Genomic DNA, 14,426 nt, shown 5'->3' with positions numbered 1-14,426 from the left:
GTCGCCTGTTTTTTTTAATCAAAAAAAGCACCCAACCAAGTTGAGTGCTTTTTTATCGCTATATTGAACTAATCTAATTATTGATTAGTCGTATATCAATTCATAAAACATGAGTTGAAAAGCTATTTAGATAAGTTTATGTAGTCGAAAATGGTAACAAGGCAACCGAGCGCAGATAGTACGTGTTTGTACATCTAGCTAGGTTAACACCGTTACCGTTTAGAATACTTAAACGGTTTATTCCCACTCAATCGTCGCTGGTGGCTTGCTCGATACATCATAAGTCACGCGTGATACTTCCGCGATTTCATTCATGATGCGGTTCGATACTGTCTCGATCAAATCATACGGCAGATGCGCAAAGCGAGCCGTCATAAAGTCTACAGTTTCAACCGCACGTAGCGCAATCACCCACGCATAGCGGCGACCATCACCGACCACGCCAACTGATTTGATCGGTTGGAATACCGCAAATGCTTGCGCGGTCTTCTCATACCAGCCTGATTTTTCTAACTCTTCCATAAAGATAGCATCAGCAGAACGCAAGATATCAGCGAATTCCTTGGTCACTTCGCCAAGAATACGCACGCCCAAACCCGGTCCTGGGAACGGATGACGGTTAATCATCTTCGCAGGTAAACCAAGGGTAATACCCAATTTACGTACTTCATCTTTAAACAAATCACGTAACGGCTCAACCAATTCAAACGCCAAATTATCTGGCAAACCACCAACGTTGTGATGGCTCTTAATGACGTGAGCTTTACCTTGGTGCGACTTAGCAGATTCAATGACGTCAGGATAAATCGTCCCTTGTGCTAAAAATTCAATGACTTTACCGTCGCTTTGTTCGCTGACTTCACGGGCGCTATTAGCGAATACATCGATAAAGGTTTTACCAATGATTTTGCGCTTGGCTTCAGGGTCAAACTCGCCAGCCAATGCCGTTAAGAACAACTCTTCAGCATCAACACGAATCACTTTTACGCCCATGTTTTCTGCAAAAATTTGCATCACTTGGTCGCCTTCGTGCAGACGCAAAAGACCAGTATCAACAAACACGCACGTTAGCTGATCGCCAATCGCTTTATGCAATAATGCTGCAACGACCGAGCTGTCCACACCACCAGACAAACCGAGCAATACTTGCTTATCACCGATTTGCTTTTTAAGTTGCTCAATACGCATATCGATGATGTTGTCAGGCGTCCAGCTACCCGCGCAGCCACAGATTTCATGGACGAAACGTCCTAGCAATGCAGAACCTTGCGCGGTATGCGTGACTTCAGGATGGAACTGCAAACCATAATAGTGGCGCGAATCATCAGCCATAATCGCAATCGGACAGCTTGGCGTACTAGCAACGATATCGAAACCTTGTGGCGCATCAATCACTTTATCGCCATGACTCATCCAGACATTTAGCTTACCAGCAGCGTCTTCGATGCCATCTATAAGGGTAGATTTGCCGTCAATATTGATAATCGATGCGCCAAATTCATGGATATCACTGGCATGAACTTGTCCGCCGAAGCGCTCTGCCATCGCTTGCATACCATAGCAGATACCCAATACTGGTACGCCTAGATCAAATACGGCATCATTGATGCGTGGGCTGTCATCTGCGTGGACGCTCTCAGGACCGCCAGATAAGATAACGCCTTTTGCGCCAAAATCGATAATGCGCTGAGTGTCGATATCATAAGGAAACATCTCACAGAATACGCCTGAATCACGGACACGGCGGGCGATAAGCTGGCTGTACTGTGAGCCAAAATCGAGAATTAAGATGCGATCTTCTTTAATAGTAGGAACGTTGGCAGCAGTTGTCATAACGTAGTGTCCATCAATAAATAAATTGGTGCGCTATTTTAACAAGTTTGAGCAGTCTATTGGTTATAAAAATACGCTAATCTGCTAACTGGTATATAAATCTATAGCTCATCAGTATAAACCTCTACTTTATTTCATTAATGAATGCATTTCTTCTATATTTTTCTACATCTAGGTAGCGATGATAAGGCACTGTAGAGCAGTCAACAGAATAAAAACGTGATTAATTGACCTAATACTTCTATAGGCAACGCATAAATTCTGGTTCAAGCATTATTACAAACAAGTGTTATTACAAAATAGCCATTATGCTTTTTTATATAGCATTCTACAGAGAAGCCTGCATCGGTGTCGCCTATGATTACCACATATTATTCGGCAACACATGGACTTCATCCGAAATCTTCGCAAGCTTAGTCTCACCGCATTGGTATTTTTATATATTAGGGTTTATTGGTGTTATTTGGCACTACTTAGCGCATAGACTGATAGTTTTGGTGGGGAATAAAGAATTAGCAAGTCGGAACAGCACACCAATCGTTGTTGACTAATGTACAGAAAACAGTTACTTATTATAATCACAGATAATCATAATAAATTGACAGGTATGTCCCTATGAGCAAAATCAAAGCCCTTATCCGAAAACGCCCTAAATCTGACCCGTCTAAAGCTATTTCAGTCAATTCTGATAACCAAAATACCAATAACATCAGTATAGACGCCACCTCAAAGGGTCATACGATAAATACCCCAATCGAGCAAACGCGCTGGAATGGCTGGGGCAATATCAATATTAATAAAAAAGTCTCAGCGCATGGGGCGAAACTGATCAAATCGCATATTGGTAAAACCAAAAAACTACCCTCTGTTAGCTTACAAGAGGTGTTAAAAACTGTCCCAAAATCCCGCTTGCCTGTTGCTATGACTGAGCTTGATACTGTATCTGTCGACAACGAAGTGAGACTTAGACACGCCCGTGGCCAAAGCTTTCCAGACTGGATAGCCATGCATGGTGGCGACTTTGAAGTCTTCCCTGATGGCGTTGCTTTTCCTGAATCGACCGCTGATGTCGAAACCTTATTAAAGCTAGCGAGCGAGCACGACCTTATCGTCATTCCTTTCGGTGGCGGCACCTCAGTCGCAGGTCATATCAATCCACAAAAAGGTTCATGCCCCGTATTGACCATTGCCATGAGTAAGATGGATCAGCTTATTGATTTAGACAGTGAGAGCCAAATAGCTACCTTTGGCGCAGGCACACAAGGGCCAGCAGTCGAAGCACAACTGGACGCACACGGCTACCGCTTGGGACATTATCCTCAGTCTTGGGAGCTATCGACACTGGGTGGCTGGATTGCCGCGCGCTCTAGTGGTCAGCAATCTTTAGGCTACGGGCGCATCGAGCAGATGTTTGCCGGTGGTACGTTGGTGACCCCACAAGGGGTACTCAATATTGCTGATATTCCAGCGTCAGCAGCAGGGCCTGATCTGCGCGAGATGATGATGGGCACGGAAGGTCGCGCTGGTATCTTTACCGAAGTCAAAATGCGTGTGCAGTCGCAACCAGAAGAAGAGCTATTTAAAGTGGCATTTCTGCCTAACTGGGAAGCGGGTAAAGAAGTGCTTAGACAAGCCGTGCAAAAAAATATTCGCCTATCGATGTTGCGCCTGAGCAATGCGGTCGAGACCGACGCGCACCTACATCTAGGTACGACGCCCAGCCAGTTTATGGCCATTAGCACTTATCTAAAAGCGCGCGGTCTCAGCTCAGATAAAGTCATGCTTACTTATGGTGTATCAGGTGATAAAGCACAGAATAAATTGGCACTGACGCAGTTTAATAAGCTATTAAAGCAGCACGGTAGTGTCACGGGTAAAATAACCGATATCATGGGTAGTGTCTGGGCACATGGACGCTTTAAATTCCCTTATTTGCGCGGCACTTTGTGGGAAAAAGGCATCATGGTCGATACCTTTGAGACCGCAACCAACTGGAATCATATCGACGAGCAAATGCAGCAGATGCAACAAGCCGTTCAGACTTCCTTGGCAGATGAAGGTGAAAACGTCATGGCCTTTACCCATATCTCGCACGTCTATAAACAAGGTGCTAGCCTTTATACTACCTACTTCTTTAGATCCGCAAAAGATCACGCCAGCACCTTAAGTCGCTGGCAGAAAATCAAACATGCCGCCAGTTCAAGTTTGGCCAATGGCACAGCGACGATATCGCACCAGCATGGCGTCGGCCGTGATCACGCACCTTACCTTGCAGCTGAAAAGGGTGAGCTAGGTATCCAAGTAACTGCTGATATGCTCAAAAGCTTAGATCCTGAGCAACGTATGAATCCAGGCGTTTTAATTAAAGAGTAAAAGGTCGTCTTAGCGTCACTAGTTGGCTTAAACAGGTTAAGTCGCTGATTAATTTGAGTATCATTTGAGATGAGTCGTTTATGAACCAAGCCAATCAACATCAGCAACGCCAGCAAGCATTAGCGCCTTTATCTCGGCGCTCGTCTCAAGAGGAACCTTGGGATATGCTCATCATCGGTGGCGGCATTACTGGTGCTGGGATTGCTCGCGAGGCAGCAAGGCGCGGCTTAGCAGTTTTATTAATCGAGCAAAAAGACTTTGCGTGGGGCACGTCCAGCCGCTCTAGTAAAATGGTACATGGCGGGCTGCGCTATATTGCCTCAGGTGATTATAAGACCACCTTGCTGAGTGTCCGTGAGCGCGAGCGCATGCTCAGCGAAGCAAGTGGTCTCGTCAACGAGATGCACTACGTCATGCCGCATTATAAAGGCAAGTTTCCACCGCCATGGATATTCAATACCTTGCTACGTGTCTACGATGGGCTCGCGGGCAAGCGCTACTCTAAATACTTTAAAAAGGACGCTTTTTTACAGCTTAATCCGCACATCAAGCAAGAAAACTTTTTGGGCGCCAGTCAATTTAGCGATGCAGTGACTGATGACTCACGCCTTGTGATGCGGGTGCTAGACGAAGCTACCCATGATGGTGCACAGGCGATTAACTATCTTAAAGCTGAGTCATTAATTACTAATGAGCAAGGCTTGGTCGTGGGTGCTACCCTAAAAGATACCACATCCGAAGACAACGGTCATACCTACGATATTCATGCCAAAGTGGTGGTTAGTGCCACGGGGGCTTGGGCTGATACCTTACGAATGCAAGCAAGCAAACAAACAGAACAAAGCTTTCATAAACAAATCCGTCCATCGCGTGGCAGTCACTTGGTGGTCAGTCAAGAGCGTCTACCGCTTAAACAAGCCTATACCTTTTTGCATCCTGTCGATAAAAGAGCCGTCTTTGTCTTTCCGTGGGAAAACCGTACCGTCCTTGGTACCACCGATTTGGATCATCCACCATTGGATGATAACGAGGTCGGCATTACTAACGAAGAGGTCGACTATCTCTTAGTGGCGACTAATGCTCTCTTTGATAATACTAATCTAAGCCGAGGGGATGTCATCAGCTCATGGGCAGGCGTGCGTCCACTGATTTCTGACGGCGGTGATGGTAAGCGCGTCAGCCCGAGTAAAGAAAGACGCGATCATAGCGTCTGGTTGGATAATAATTTAGTGACCGTCAGTGGTGGCAAGCTAACCACCTTTCGCCTAATCGCCCTTGATGTACTGAAAGTTTGTCAAAAGGTGCTCGCACTTGATGAATCGGCTACTCAAGATAATGTGTCATATAGCAGCCAAGTCTTTAGCAATCAACCGCCAACCAATCCTAAATTTACCACCTTACCAAAACCCCTACAACAGCGCTTACAAGGATTTTACGGTCTACAGCTTGATGCCTTATTAGAGTTAGCACATGACGATGATTTGGCTTATGTGACTGACAGCAACACCATTTGGGCAGAGATTCGCTTTGCCGCCCATTATGAGCAAGTCATTCACTTGGACGATTTGTTACTGCGACGCACGCGCCTAGGGTTGATACTGCCACATGGCGCAATGACGCCATTGATTAGCGATAGGCTCAAACAAATATGCCAGCAGGAACTGGGTTGGGATGAGCAAAAATGGCAGCAAGAAGTTGAACGCTATACACAATTATGGCAATGCTACTATTATCTGCCTGCGGCTTAAGCCTATTTTTATTACTGCTTATTACTACATAGTTAAGGATGACTATGACCCATAACCTTGATACCCCTATTTATTTCTTGGCTATTGATAATGGCACCCAAAGCGTCAGAGCGCTTATCTTTGATCAATTTGGTAGCGAGATTGCCAAAGCCCGCGTCATTATCGAGCCGTATTTTTCAACGCAGCCAAATTTTGCGGAGCAACATGCCGATTATTATTGGCAAAAATTAAGCGAGGCTTGCCAGCAATTGTGGCAAAGCTGCGATATTACGCCCGAGCAAATCGCTGGCGTCAGCCTCGCCACCCAGCGCTATACCATGATATGTTTGGATAAAGACAAACAGCCACTGCGTCCTGCCATAGTGTGGATGGATTTGCGTCGCGGCGAAACCAATGACATAGGCTTGCTCAATCCACTCACTAAAGTCATCGGTATGAGTGAGTTGGTACAAGAGGCACAGCAAAAAGCCCGCTGTAATTGGCTTGCGCATCATGAGTCAGAAATGTGGGCAAAGACCGCTCATTACGTCAATTTATCCGCGTACCTCACCTATCAGCTGACAGGCGAGTTGATAGACTCAAGCGGTCACGCCCTCGGTTACCTGCCTTATGATTACAAAGCGCAAGCTTGGTTTAAGCTAAATAACCTCAAATGGCGACTGTTTAGTTGCCGACTAGAGCAAATGCCCAAACTCATTGCACCGGGGCAGCTACTTGGTCATATCAGCGCTCAAGCTGCCGCCGCTACTGGTATTTTAAAGGGCACGCCGATGATTGCTGCCGCCAGTGACAAAGCCTGCGAAGCGTTAGGCGCAGCGGGTCTCGCAGCAGACACCGCCTGTTTAAGTTTTGGTACTACTGCGACGATTAATACCACGTCGAGCAATTATATCGAGATACTTAAACATATGCCCGCCTACACTGCCGCCGCGCCAAATTACTACAATCATGAGTACATGATTTATCGCGGCTTTTGGATGGTCAGTTGGTTTAAAGAGCAATTTGCCCACTATGAAGAGCAGTTAGCAAAGACCCAAGGCATCGATACCGAAAAACTACTCGACAAGGCAGTCAAAGACATTCCAGCAGGCTGTATGGGATTAATGATGCAGCCATACTGGTCACCCGGTGTTCGTCATCCGGGACTTGAGGGCAAAGGTGCGCTTATTGGCTTTGGTGATGTGCATACACGAGCGCACGTTTACCGCGCTATATTAGAAGGGCTCGCTTACGAGCTTAAGCTTGGCTTCGATACTATTGAGAAGCGTACAGGCAAACCCATTAAACACCTGCGTGTCTCAGGTGGCGGCTCTCAAAGTGACTCTGCCATGCAGCTCACCGCCGATATCTTCGGTATGCCTGCATACCGGCCGCATACTTATGAAGCCTCAGGCTTAGGCGCGGCTATTAATTGTGCAGTAGGGCTTGGCGTTTATCCCGACCATTTAACCGCCACTAAGGCAATGGTGCATTTGGGCGATGAATTCTTGCCTATTGACGCCAACGTCCAGCTCTACAAGCGCTTATACAATGAGGTTTATCTCAAAATGTATGAGCGCTTAAAACCTTTATACCAAAGCATCCAAGATATAACTGGTTATCCTACCAAATGATATTATTGTTTGAAATCATTGCTATTTAATGCAGTATGCATACGATTTAACCCTTCTATCAGCAGCGTTTTAGGACACGCTACATTAAGGCGCATTTTTAGATGCCCTTTATTACCGTACTTAATCCCTGCGCTAAGCTCAACTTTGGCCTCTCTAAGCGCGTCATAGAGCATTTGATCGTCTTGCCCATATGCCGAGCAATCAAGCCAAATTAAATACGACGCTTCTGGACGCATCACCTTAATTTTAGGTAAATGATCTTCTAAGAATTGCAGGGTTAATTCAATATTAGCTTCAATATAAGTCAGCGCCTGTGCCAACCACTCACCACCCTCTTCATAAGCCCTGCGCATTGCCGTATAAGCAAATAAATTTAGCTCATGCTCGTCACTTAAACGCTGCTGCTGGTTAATTTTAGTGAGTAATGCACTGTCTTTAGCAAATATCATCGAGCCTTTGATACCGGCAGTATTAAAGGTTTTGGTCATCGAGGTTAGGCTGACTACTTTATGCTCATAGCCTGTTGCTAGGGTTAAAAAAGGCGTAAATGTATGCCCTTTCAAGGTTAAATCTTGATGAATCTCATCACTCACAATCGCCACATCGTGCTTTTTACAAATCGAAAGCAGCGCTTCAAGCTCATCTGCTGTCCATACACGTCCGCCCGGATTATGTGGATTGCAGAATAAATATAGCTTAACTTTATGCTTGATAATTTTAGCTTCTATATCAGCTAAATCCAGATAGTATCGCCCCTCATTCTCCTTTAATGCAGAAGTCACCAGCTTACGATCGTTGTCCAACACCTTGGTCATAAAGGGCGTATAAATAGGGTCATTGATGAATACCGCATCCCCTACCTCGGTAAATACTTTCATCATCAGCACCAAACTTGGCACGACACCCGGAGAAAACAGGATATCCTGCTGCTCCAGCCACAAGTCATAACGACTACCATGCCAGTCGATAATCGCTTGATACAACGGCTCGGTCGGCACGGTGTAACCCAATATGCCATGCTGCGTTACTTGCTCAATCGCCGCTAAAATAGGCTGAGCAGTCTTAAAGTCCATATCCGCGACCCACAGCGGAATGGTGTCATCGGTATAATGCCATTTAAACGACCCCGTGTTACGTCTGTCTATTATTTCATCAAAGTTGTACAGCACCGATGCTCTCCTTTACGGTAGTTTTATATTATAACTGTTCATTCGTCGGCTTAAATGACCTTTGAAAATATAATGCTATCATTATTTGAATAATGGTTAAAAATTAGTGTTACATTAATGTTGCGGACTCTACATATGATCAAGTTATTTATGCCAGAGTATGCTCATATTGCAAGGATTGTAATCTATCGGCTTTTACCCACCCCCCCCCTACTAAGCCAAGATGGCTTGTCTAAAAGGATTTAGCATGATGAAAATGGATTCCCTATCAAAATTAGCACTCAAAATCAGCTCCCTTACTCTCGCCATTGCCGCAACTTCTGCATGCACTGCTATGGCAACAGGTGCTGACTCCCAAGTTTCAAATACCCAAACCACTACGAACAGTACTGCTATTACTTTAGGCAATAGTGCTATGTCTAGCGGCACTAACGACACGGTTGCTATCGGTAATATGGCCAATGCAGGTCTGAACTCAGCAACCGCTGTCGGCGGTCAAGCCAACGCTGCAGGTTTAGGCTCAACCTCTATCGGTTGGCAATCAAAAGCCACCGCTGAACGCGCGCAAGCTTTCGGTCATTTAGCCAATGCTAGCGGTGTTCGCTCTACCGCAGTCGGCGAAGCGGCAATCGCTGGTGGTACTAACGATACGGTCGCTGTCGGCAATAAAGCCAATGCAGGTCTAAACTCCGCAACGGCTGTTGGCGGGGAAGCCAATGCCGCAGGTTTAGGCTCAACCTCTATCGGTTGGCAATCAAAAGCCACTGCTGAACGCGCGCAAGCCTTTGGTCATATAGCCGATGCTAGTGGTGTACGCTCTACCGCAGTTGGTGAAGCGGCAGCCGCACAAGGTGCAAACTCGGTAGCGCTAGGCAATAAATCTATGGCTGGCGGCATGAACAGCATCGCTATCGGTAACGAGGCGAAGGCAGCCAAAAACAACCAAGTCGTCTTAGGTAATGCCGGACAAGTTCAATCGAGTACCGCAGCACAATCAGGTACAGTTAGAATCGTCACTATCGATGACAACGGTACGCTAGGTACGATGATGGTTGACTACTATAAAAAATCAGCTAAATAATAGTAGTCAATCAGTGCCAAGCTACTAACGCTGGTGCAGTTATCACCAGTTATACTCGATAAAATAATGAGACCTGGCCATGGCGGGGTTTTTTTAGTTGGTATGGTTAATTTGCTTGATGGTGTTTTGAAGTACTGCATTAGATTTCGTGGTTATCAAAGTTATTATGAAGCTGGAGCCAATTCTGCCATTTGCTGCTCTATGTAAGTAGACGGTTTCAGCTAAAGTAGCTTAAAGTAATATTTCTATCATTAATTCACCTTTGTAAATATACTACACCCTTTCAAAATCTTAGTAAAAGACTCGTTTAGCTTACCAACGGTTGTGTTGAAACTGATCGAACCTAAAACTATGTACATACCCAAACCCATCAAGATCAGGAAATAATGTTAAATGTCTTATATCAAAAGCCTCTGCTAGCTCTTTGAAAGCTAGTTTTTTAAAGGAAGGAGTAATATTTATAGCTATATATGAATATATATTATTAGATATAGCTACACTTCCAGACGGTTTATTAGTAACTCCGCTATAAAGAAACTGGGCACTTTGAGATGCTATTCTTTTAGAAACTACTGGCGGTTGCCAAACGAATGGATGATCATAACCTTCTAGCTCATTACACACATCCGCATAAGACCTAACTTCAAGCTCATTTTCATATCCTCCAACAAAGTCCGAATGAAATCCGAAAAGTAGCCCATTTTTTTCTTGCTCAGATGTGCAAGCAAACCATAGACCTATTAACAAATTTCTAGAGCAGTCAAGCAATCTCGTTGCAGCTCCATTTAGCTAGTAACTCTAGATCTTTAAGCTCTCTATTATTATCGTATCTATAACCTTGATGAGTAGCATGCTCTAACAAAGATGTCTCATAATCTTGCATGATTTTCTCAGTTACATCTTTATTGTTTATTTTTAATCGCCTGTAAGCTGCGCTATGAATAGGCCATTGAATATTACCTTGCCCTCTCCAAAAATAAACATTCCGACGTTCTGACGCATGTTCTTTCACTAAAACTAATAAATCTTCAATAGACTCTGGAGAAGGAATTTTTCCGAATCGTTCACTATCAAAAAACACCATTATCTACCTTCCCTTAAACTCAGCCGCCCTTCTCTCAACCATCGCCATCGCGCCCTCTTTGGCATCTTCTGAATGAAACAAATGCGGCAGATAGCCATGAATATTGGCGAGTGCCGATTTTGCGCCATTACGGCTGGCATCTTGTGCTGAGGATAGTAATCCTTGTACGCCAAGCGGGGCGGCCGTGCAAATCTCTTTAGCGATAGTTAGCGCGCGCTCATACTCAGTACCATTTGCCACCACTTCGCTGACCAAATTCATTCTATCAGCCGTTTGCGCATCAAAGTTTTTACCCGTTAATAGATACGGCATGGCTTTTTGCCAGCCAGCTGCCACGACAAAGCGTACCGTTGCGCCACCAAACGGCATGATACCGCGCTGGACTTCCATTTGCGCAAAGTTGCAGTTGTCACTAGCGATAACGACATCGCTATTTAACATCAGCTCAATACCAGCAGTGAAACACGTTCCTTGTATCGCCACGACCACAGGTTTGGTGCGTAGTTTGCCACCGATTCCCCATGGATCGATTTCGTCGGCAGCAAACTCAAACGCGCCTTTATCCCATTTATCCTGTAGCTCCATCAAATCAAGCCCTGCGGTAAAGTGCTCACCGTGAGCGAATATCAGCGCACAGCGAAGATTGGCATCATTTTCATATTGAGTGAGTGCATCAGACAATTGCTTAATCATATGGCTATCAAAGGCATTGCGTTTATCGGCACGATTGAGTCCGATCAGGCAGATGTAATCTTGAGTTTCATAGGTAATGCGAGTGTTATTTCCAGTATCATTGCTATTATTACTTTCCGTAGTCATGTTTTTATCCTTTTTAAAGCATTCATTTATAGAGTACAAATTACACTAAATTGATATTACGACAGCTAATAAACCTTCCTTTTAATATAGACATACGTTCGGTGCAACGCAAGCATCGTTTTAGCATGAGTATCAATAGCTGATATCAATATCAGTTGACCTCATTTACGGTAATGTGCAACTATTATCCAACTCAAGACATGACTCAGAGCATTTTATGGAATTTTGGCACGGTTTTTTGCTTATCACTAGCGTCCATCTACTCGCTGCCGCCTCCCCGGGTCCTGATTTTGTATTAGTCTCACAGCAAACCTTGGCAAAAGGTAGACGCACGGGTTTGATTTGTAGCCTTGGTATTACTTTGGGGCTTGCGATACACATCACTTATTCGGTGCTAGGACTGGCAACGGTGATTGCTCATTCGCAGCCATTACTCACCGCTATTAAATGGTTGGGCGGCAGTTATCTTATTTATCTAGGATGGCAAGGTATTCAAGCCAAACCGAAAAAAACATCAGATTTAACAGTTGCTATAAATTCAGATGCAATAGATTCAGATACTGACATTTCCATTAAAAAAGCATCCATAGATACAAGCTCTACAGCTTCCATCCTACGCCGTGGCTTTTTTTGTAATGTCTTTAATCCCAAAGCGCCCGTCTATTTCGTCGCGATATTTACCCTCGTACTCTCACCCGATATACCGCTGTGGCAATTGGCTATTTATGGCGTATGGATGATGGTCTTGCAGATGGCATGGTTTAGTACCGTGGTGATGTTACTGTCTATTCCTGCCATTCATCGTCGCTTTCAGCGTTTTGAACATTGGATCGACCGCGTATTGGGTATAGCGATGATAATATTGGGATTAAATCTGATTTTACGTAGTCGATAAGACGCTAGTGACTCGTGAAATCTGCTAAAATGGTGCATTATATTCAAACATCAAAGCCCGATACTATGACCAGTAAGCCTATGAACCGTCGCCCGACCGCCAACAATCACCGAAACAGATCGCCTGAAACTGCTAAAAAATTAGGGCAGCTACATCCGCGCAATCCGCACCAAGGTCGTTATGACTTTGAAGTATTGACTCGCGCTTTGCCTGAGCTTGCTAAGCACACCATTACCAATCCTAAAGGTGAGTCGACGATTAACTTCTCAGACAGTGCCGCCGTGCGCGTACTGAATCAAGCGCTACTGGCTCATTATTATGGTGTGAAATTTTGGGATATTCCGGAAGGTTATCTATGTCCACCGATTCCGGGACGTGCCGATTATATTCACTACATTGCCGATTTACTCGCGCAGACGACGCATGTGAATAAAGACAATACCCCACCGACTGGTAAAGAAATCCACGCCCTTGATATTGGTACTGGTGCCAGCGCTATTTATCCGATTGTTGGTAGCCAAAGCTATGGCTGGCGCTTTACAGCTTCAGACATTGACCCTATTTCAGTCAATACCGCCGCGCTGATTTGTGAAACCAATCCAAAGCTCAAGAGCGCAGTTAAAGTCAAACTACAGACCGAACCTAAATTTATTTTTAAAAATATCATCGGTCGCCAAGATTACTTTGATGTGGTGGTTTGCAACCCGCCATTCCATGCCTCATTAGAAGAAGCGATGGAAGCCAATAGCCGTAAGCAGCATAATTTGCAACGACATCGTGGTAAGAATGAGAACGCACAAATTAGCCGCAGCTCAACCAAGTCTGGCAATGCCGCACAGAATCTAAACTTTGGTGGTCAGCATAAAGAGCTATGGTCTGAGGGCGGTGAGATTGCCTTTTTAACCAAGATGGCAAAAGAGAGTCAAGATTTCGCTGAGCATGTTGGCTGGTTCACAAGTTTAGTCTCAAAATCAGAAAACGTGAAACCAATGCAATTGCTGTTAAAACAACTTGGTGTTGCTCAAATGCGCATCATTGAGATGAGCCAAGGTCAAAAAAGTACGCGTATACTTGCATGGCGTTTTGATACTGACGAAGAATAGAGAGTAGTTAATATAAAATAGTTATAGTTTCACGTGAAACAAAGCCTTTATTAAAAAAGCACCCCTTTGATCATCAAAGGGGTGCTTTTTATTGTAGAGAATCAAGCCAAATAATGATGCTTATTAACGGATAAACATCACCTTTATACCAATAGCTATCAATACTAATCCACCAAGCATCTCAGCTTTATCCTCAAGCCAAGTTCCAGAAGACTTACCTAAATAGATACCGAAAAAGCCAAATACAGCGGTGACAATAGCGATGATGAAGCACGCTAGCCATGCATTAACTGCCAGTAAATTCAAAGTAAAGCCTGCTGCCATCGCATCAATACTGGTAGCAATAGCCAGCGTAAACATCATACGATGATTGATTTTTTCTTGTATGTCTCCATCGAAACTGTCTGCTAACACCGCTTCAATCTCACCATTAAACGCGTCATATAACATTTTAGCGCCAAGCAGAATAAGAATCCCACCACCAATCCACGGTGCAGCAGTCGCTAACCAGCCTAATAATACTGCACCCAATAGATAACCAATTAGCGGCATCACACCCTGTGCAATACCAAAATACAGCGCTGCATAAATGGCTAAACGAAGCACATAAGCAGATGATTGCTTTTGTGATTTAGCCCCTAGCCCAATTGATACCGCAAATGCATCCATCGCCAAGGCTATCGCAAGTAAAAAAACTTCGATCATTTC

Annotated in this window: 12 protein-coding genes; 6 read left to right on the top strand and 6 right to left on the bottom strand. The window is 44.6% G+C overall.

Annotation, left to right across the window (positions count from 1 at the left end; all coding sequences use genetic code 11):
• Nucleotides 1-237: 237 nt before the first annotated feature.
• A complete protein-coding gene (gene guaA / locus JMW64_RS00425) occupies nucleotides 238-1,833 on the bottom strand; it encodes a glutamine-hydrolyzing GMP synthase (protein WP_201552247.1) in 1,596 nt (531 codons plus the stop codon).
• A 615-nt stretch (nucleotides 1,834-2,448) separates the two neighbouring features.
• Here guaA and JMW64_RS00420 point away from each other — a divergent pair.
• From JMW64_RS00420 to JMW64_RS00410, 3 genes are all read left to right on the top strand, one after another.
• Nucleotides 2,449-4,206: an FAD-binding oxidoreductase gene (locus JMW64_RS00420; protein ID WP_201552246.1), complete on the top strand. Its 1,758-nt coding sequence runs from the start codon at nucleotides 2,449-2,451 to the stop codon at nucleotides 4,204-4,206.
• 80 nt (nucleotides 4,207-4,286) lie between these two features.
• Nucleotides 4,287-5,954, top strand: a complete 1,668-nt coding sequence (locus JMW64_RS00415) for a glycerol-3-phosphate dehydrogenase/oxidase (RefSeq protein WP_201552245.1) — start codon at nucleotides 4,287-4,289, stop codon at nucleotides 5,952-5,954.
• A gap of 44 nt (nucleotides 5,955-5,998) precedes the next feature.
• Nucleotides 5,999-7,567 carry an FGGY-family carbohydrate kinase gene (locus JMW64_RS00410; RefSeq protein WP_201552244.1) on the top strand — a complete coding sequence of 523 codons (1,569 nt, stop codon included), beginning with the start codon at nucleotides 5,999-6,001 and terminating at the stop codon, nucleotides 7,565-7,567.
• 2 nt (nucleotides 7,568-7,569) lie between these two features.
• Here the strand turns inward: JMW64_RS00410 and JMW64_RS00405 are convergent, their stop codons facing one another.
• Entirely contained in the window at nucleotides 7,570-8,736 is a 1,167-nt protein-coding gene (locus JMW64_RS00405; protein WP_201552243.1) for a MalY/PatB family protein, read from the bottom strand.
• Nucleotides 8,737-8,983: 247 nt separating this feature from the next.
• On the opposite strand from JMW64_RS00405, the gene JMW64_RS00400 reads away from it, so the two are divergent.
• Nucleotides 8,984-9,817: a hypothetical protein gene (locus JMW64_RS00400; protein WP_201552242.1), complete on the top strand. Its 834-nt coding sequence runs from the start codon at nucleotides 8,984-8,986 to the stop codon at nucleotides 9,815-9,817.
• A gap of 312 nt (nucleotides 9,818-10,129) precedes the next feature.
• On the opposite strand, the gene JMW64_RS00395 is transcribed toward JMW64_RS00400, so the two are convergent.
• The 3 genes from JMW64_RS00395 to JMW64_RS00385 are packed head-to-tail and all read right to left on the bottom strand — an operon-like array spanning nucleotide 10,130 to nucleotide 11,720.
• Nucleotides 10,130-10,585, bottom strand: a complete 456-nt coding sequence (locus JMW64_RS00395) for a hypothetical protein (RefSeq protein ID WP_201552241.1) — start codon at nucleotides 10,583-10,585, stop codon at nucleotides 10,130-10,132.
• Nucleotides 10,578-10,901 (bottom strand): hypothetical protein, encoded by a 324-nt coding sequence (locus JMW64_RS00390; protein ID WP_201552240.1) that lies wholly within the window; start codon nucleotides 10,899-10,901, stop codon nucleotides 10,578-10,580. Before JMW64_RS00390 ends, JMW64_RS00395 begins: the two co-directional genes overlap by 8 nt.
• 3 nt (nucleotides 10,902-10,904) lie before the next feature.
• Entirely contained in the window at nucleotides 10,905-11,720 is an 816-nt protein-coding gene (locus JMW64_RS00385; RefSeq protein WP_201552238.1) for a crotonase/enoyl-CoA hydratase family protein, read from the bottom strand.
• Nucleotides 11,721-11,937: 217 nt separating this feature from the next.
• Here JMW64_RS00385 and JMW64_RS00380 point away from each other — a divergent pair, with 217 nt between their 5' ends.
• Entirely contained in the window at nucleotides 11,938-12,615 is a 678-nt protein-coding gene (locus JMW64_RS00380) for a LysE family translocator (RefSeq protein ID WP_201552235.1), read from the top strand.
• A gap of 65 nt (nucleotides 12,616-12,680) precedes the next feature.
• Nucleotides 12,681-13,718 carry a 23S rRNA (adenine(1618)-N(6))-methyltransferase RlmF gene (gene rlmF, locus JMW64_RS00375; protein WP_201552233.1) on the top strand — a complete coding sequence of 346 codons (1,038 nt, stop codon included), beginning with the start codon at nucleotides 12,681-12,683 and terminating at the stop codon, nucleotides 13,716-13,718.
• 123 nt (nucleotides 13,719-13,841) lie between these two features.
• Here the strand turns inward: rlmF and JMW64_RS00370 are convergent, their stop codons facing one another.
• Nucleotides 13,842-14,423, bottom strand: a complete 582-nt coding sequence (locus JMW64_RS00370; protein WP_201552231.1) for a manganese efflux pump MntP — start codon at nucleotides 14,421-14,423, stop codon at nucleotides 13,842-13,844.
• Nucleotides 14,424-14,426: the final 3 nt, after the last annotated feature.

Origin of the sequence: Psychrobacter immobilis (assembly GCF_904846065.1) — a bacterium.
Taxonomy (GTDB): Bacteria; Pseudomonadota; Gammaproteobacteria; order Pseudomonadales; family Moraxellaceae; genus Psychrobacter; species Psychrobacter immobilis_H.
This window is presented reverse-complemented; position numbering and strand designations above follow the sequence as displayed.

Excerpts from the sequence above, each read along its gene's own strand:
- JMW64_RS00400 (WP_201552242.1), top strand. The coding sequence starts at position 8,984 with ATGATGAAAATGGATTCCCTATCAAAATTAGCACTCAAAATCAGCTCC.
- JMW64_RS00380 (WP_201552235.1), top strand. The coding sequence starts at position 11,938 with ATGGAATTTTGGCACGGTTTTTTGCTTATCACTAGCGTCCATCTACTC.
- rlmF (WP_201552233.1), top strand. The coding sequence starts at position 12,681 with ATGACCAGTAAGCCTATGAACCGTCGCCCGACCGCCAACAATCACCGA.
- JMW64_RS00415 (WP_201552245.1), top strand. The coding sequence starts at position 4,287 with ATGAACCAAGCCAATCAACATCAGCAACGCCAGCAAGCATTAGCGCCT.
- JMW64_RS00385 (WP_201552238.1), bottom strand. The coding sequence starts at position 11,720 with ATGACTACGGAAAGTAATAATAGCAATGATACTGGAAATAACACTCGC.
- JMW64_RS00370 (WP_201552231.1), bottom strand. The coding sequence starts at position 14,423 with ATGATCGAAGTTTTTTTACTTGCGATAGCCTTGGCGATGGATGCATTT.
- JMW64_RS00410 (WP_201552244.1), top strand. The coding sequence starts at position 5,999 with ATGACCCATAACCTTGATACCCCTATTTATTTCTTGGCTATTGATAAT.
- guaA (WP_201552247.1), bottom strand. The coding sequence starts at position 1,833 with ATGACAACTGCTGCCAACGTTCCTACTATTAAAGAAGATCGCATCTTA.
- JMW64_RS00390 (WP_201552240.1), bottom strand. The coding sequence starts at position 10,901 with ATGGTGTTTTTTGATAGTGAACGATTCGGAAAAATTCCTTCTCCAGAG.
- JMW64_RS00420 (WP_201552246.1), top strand. The coding sequence starts at position 2,449 with ATGAGCAAAATCAAAGCCCTTATCCGAAAACGCCCTAAATCTGACCCG.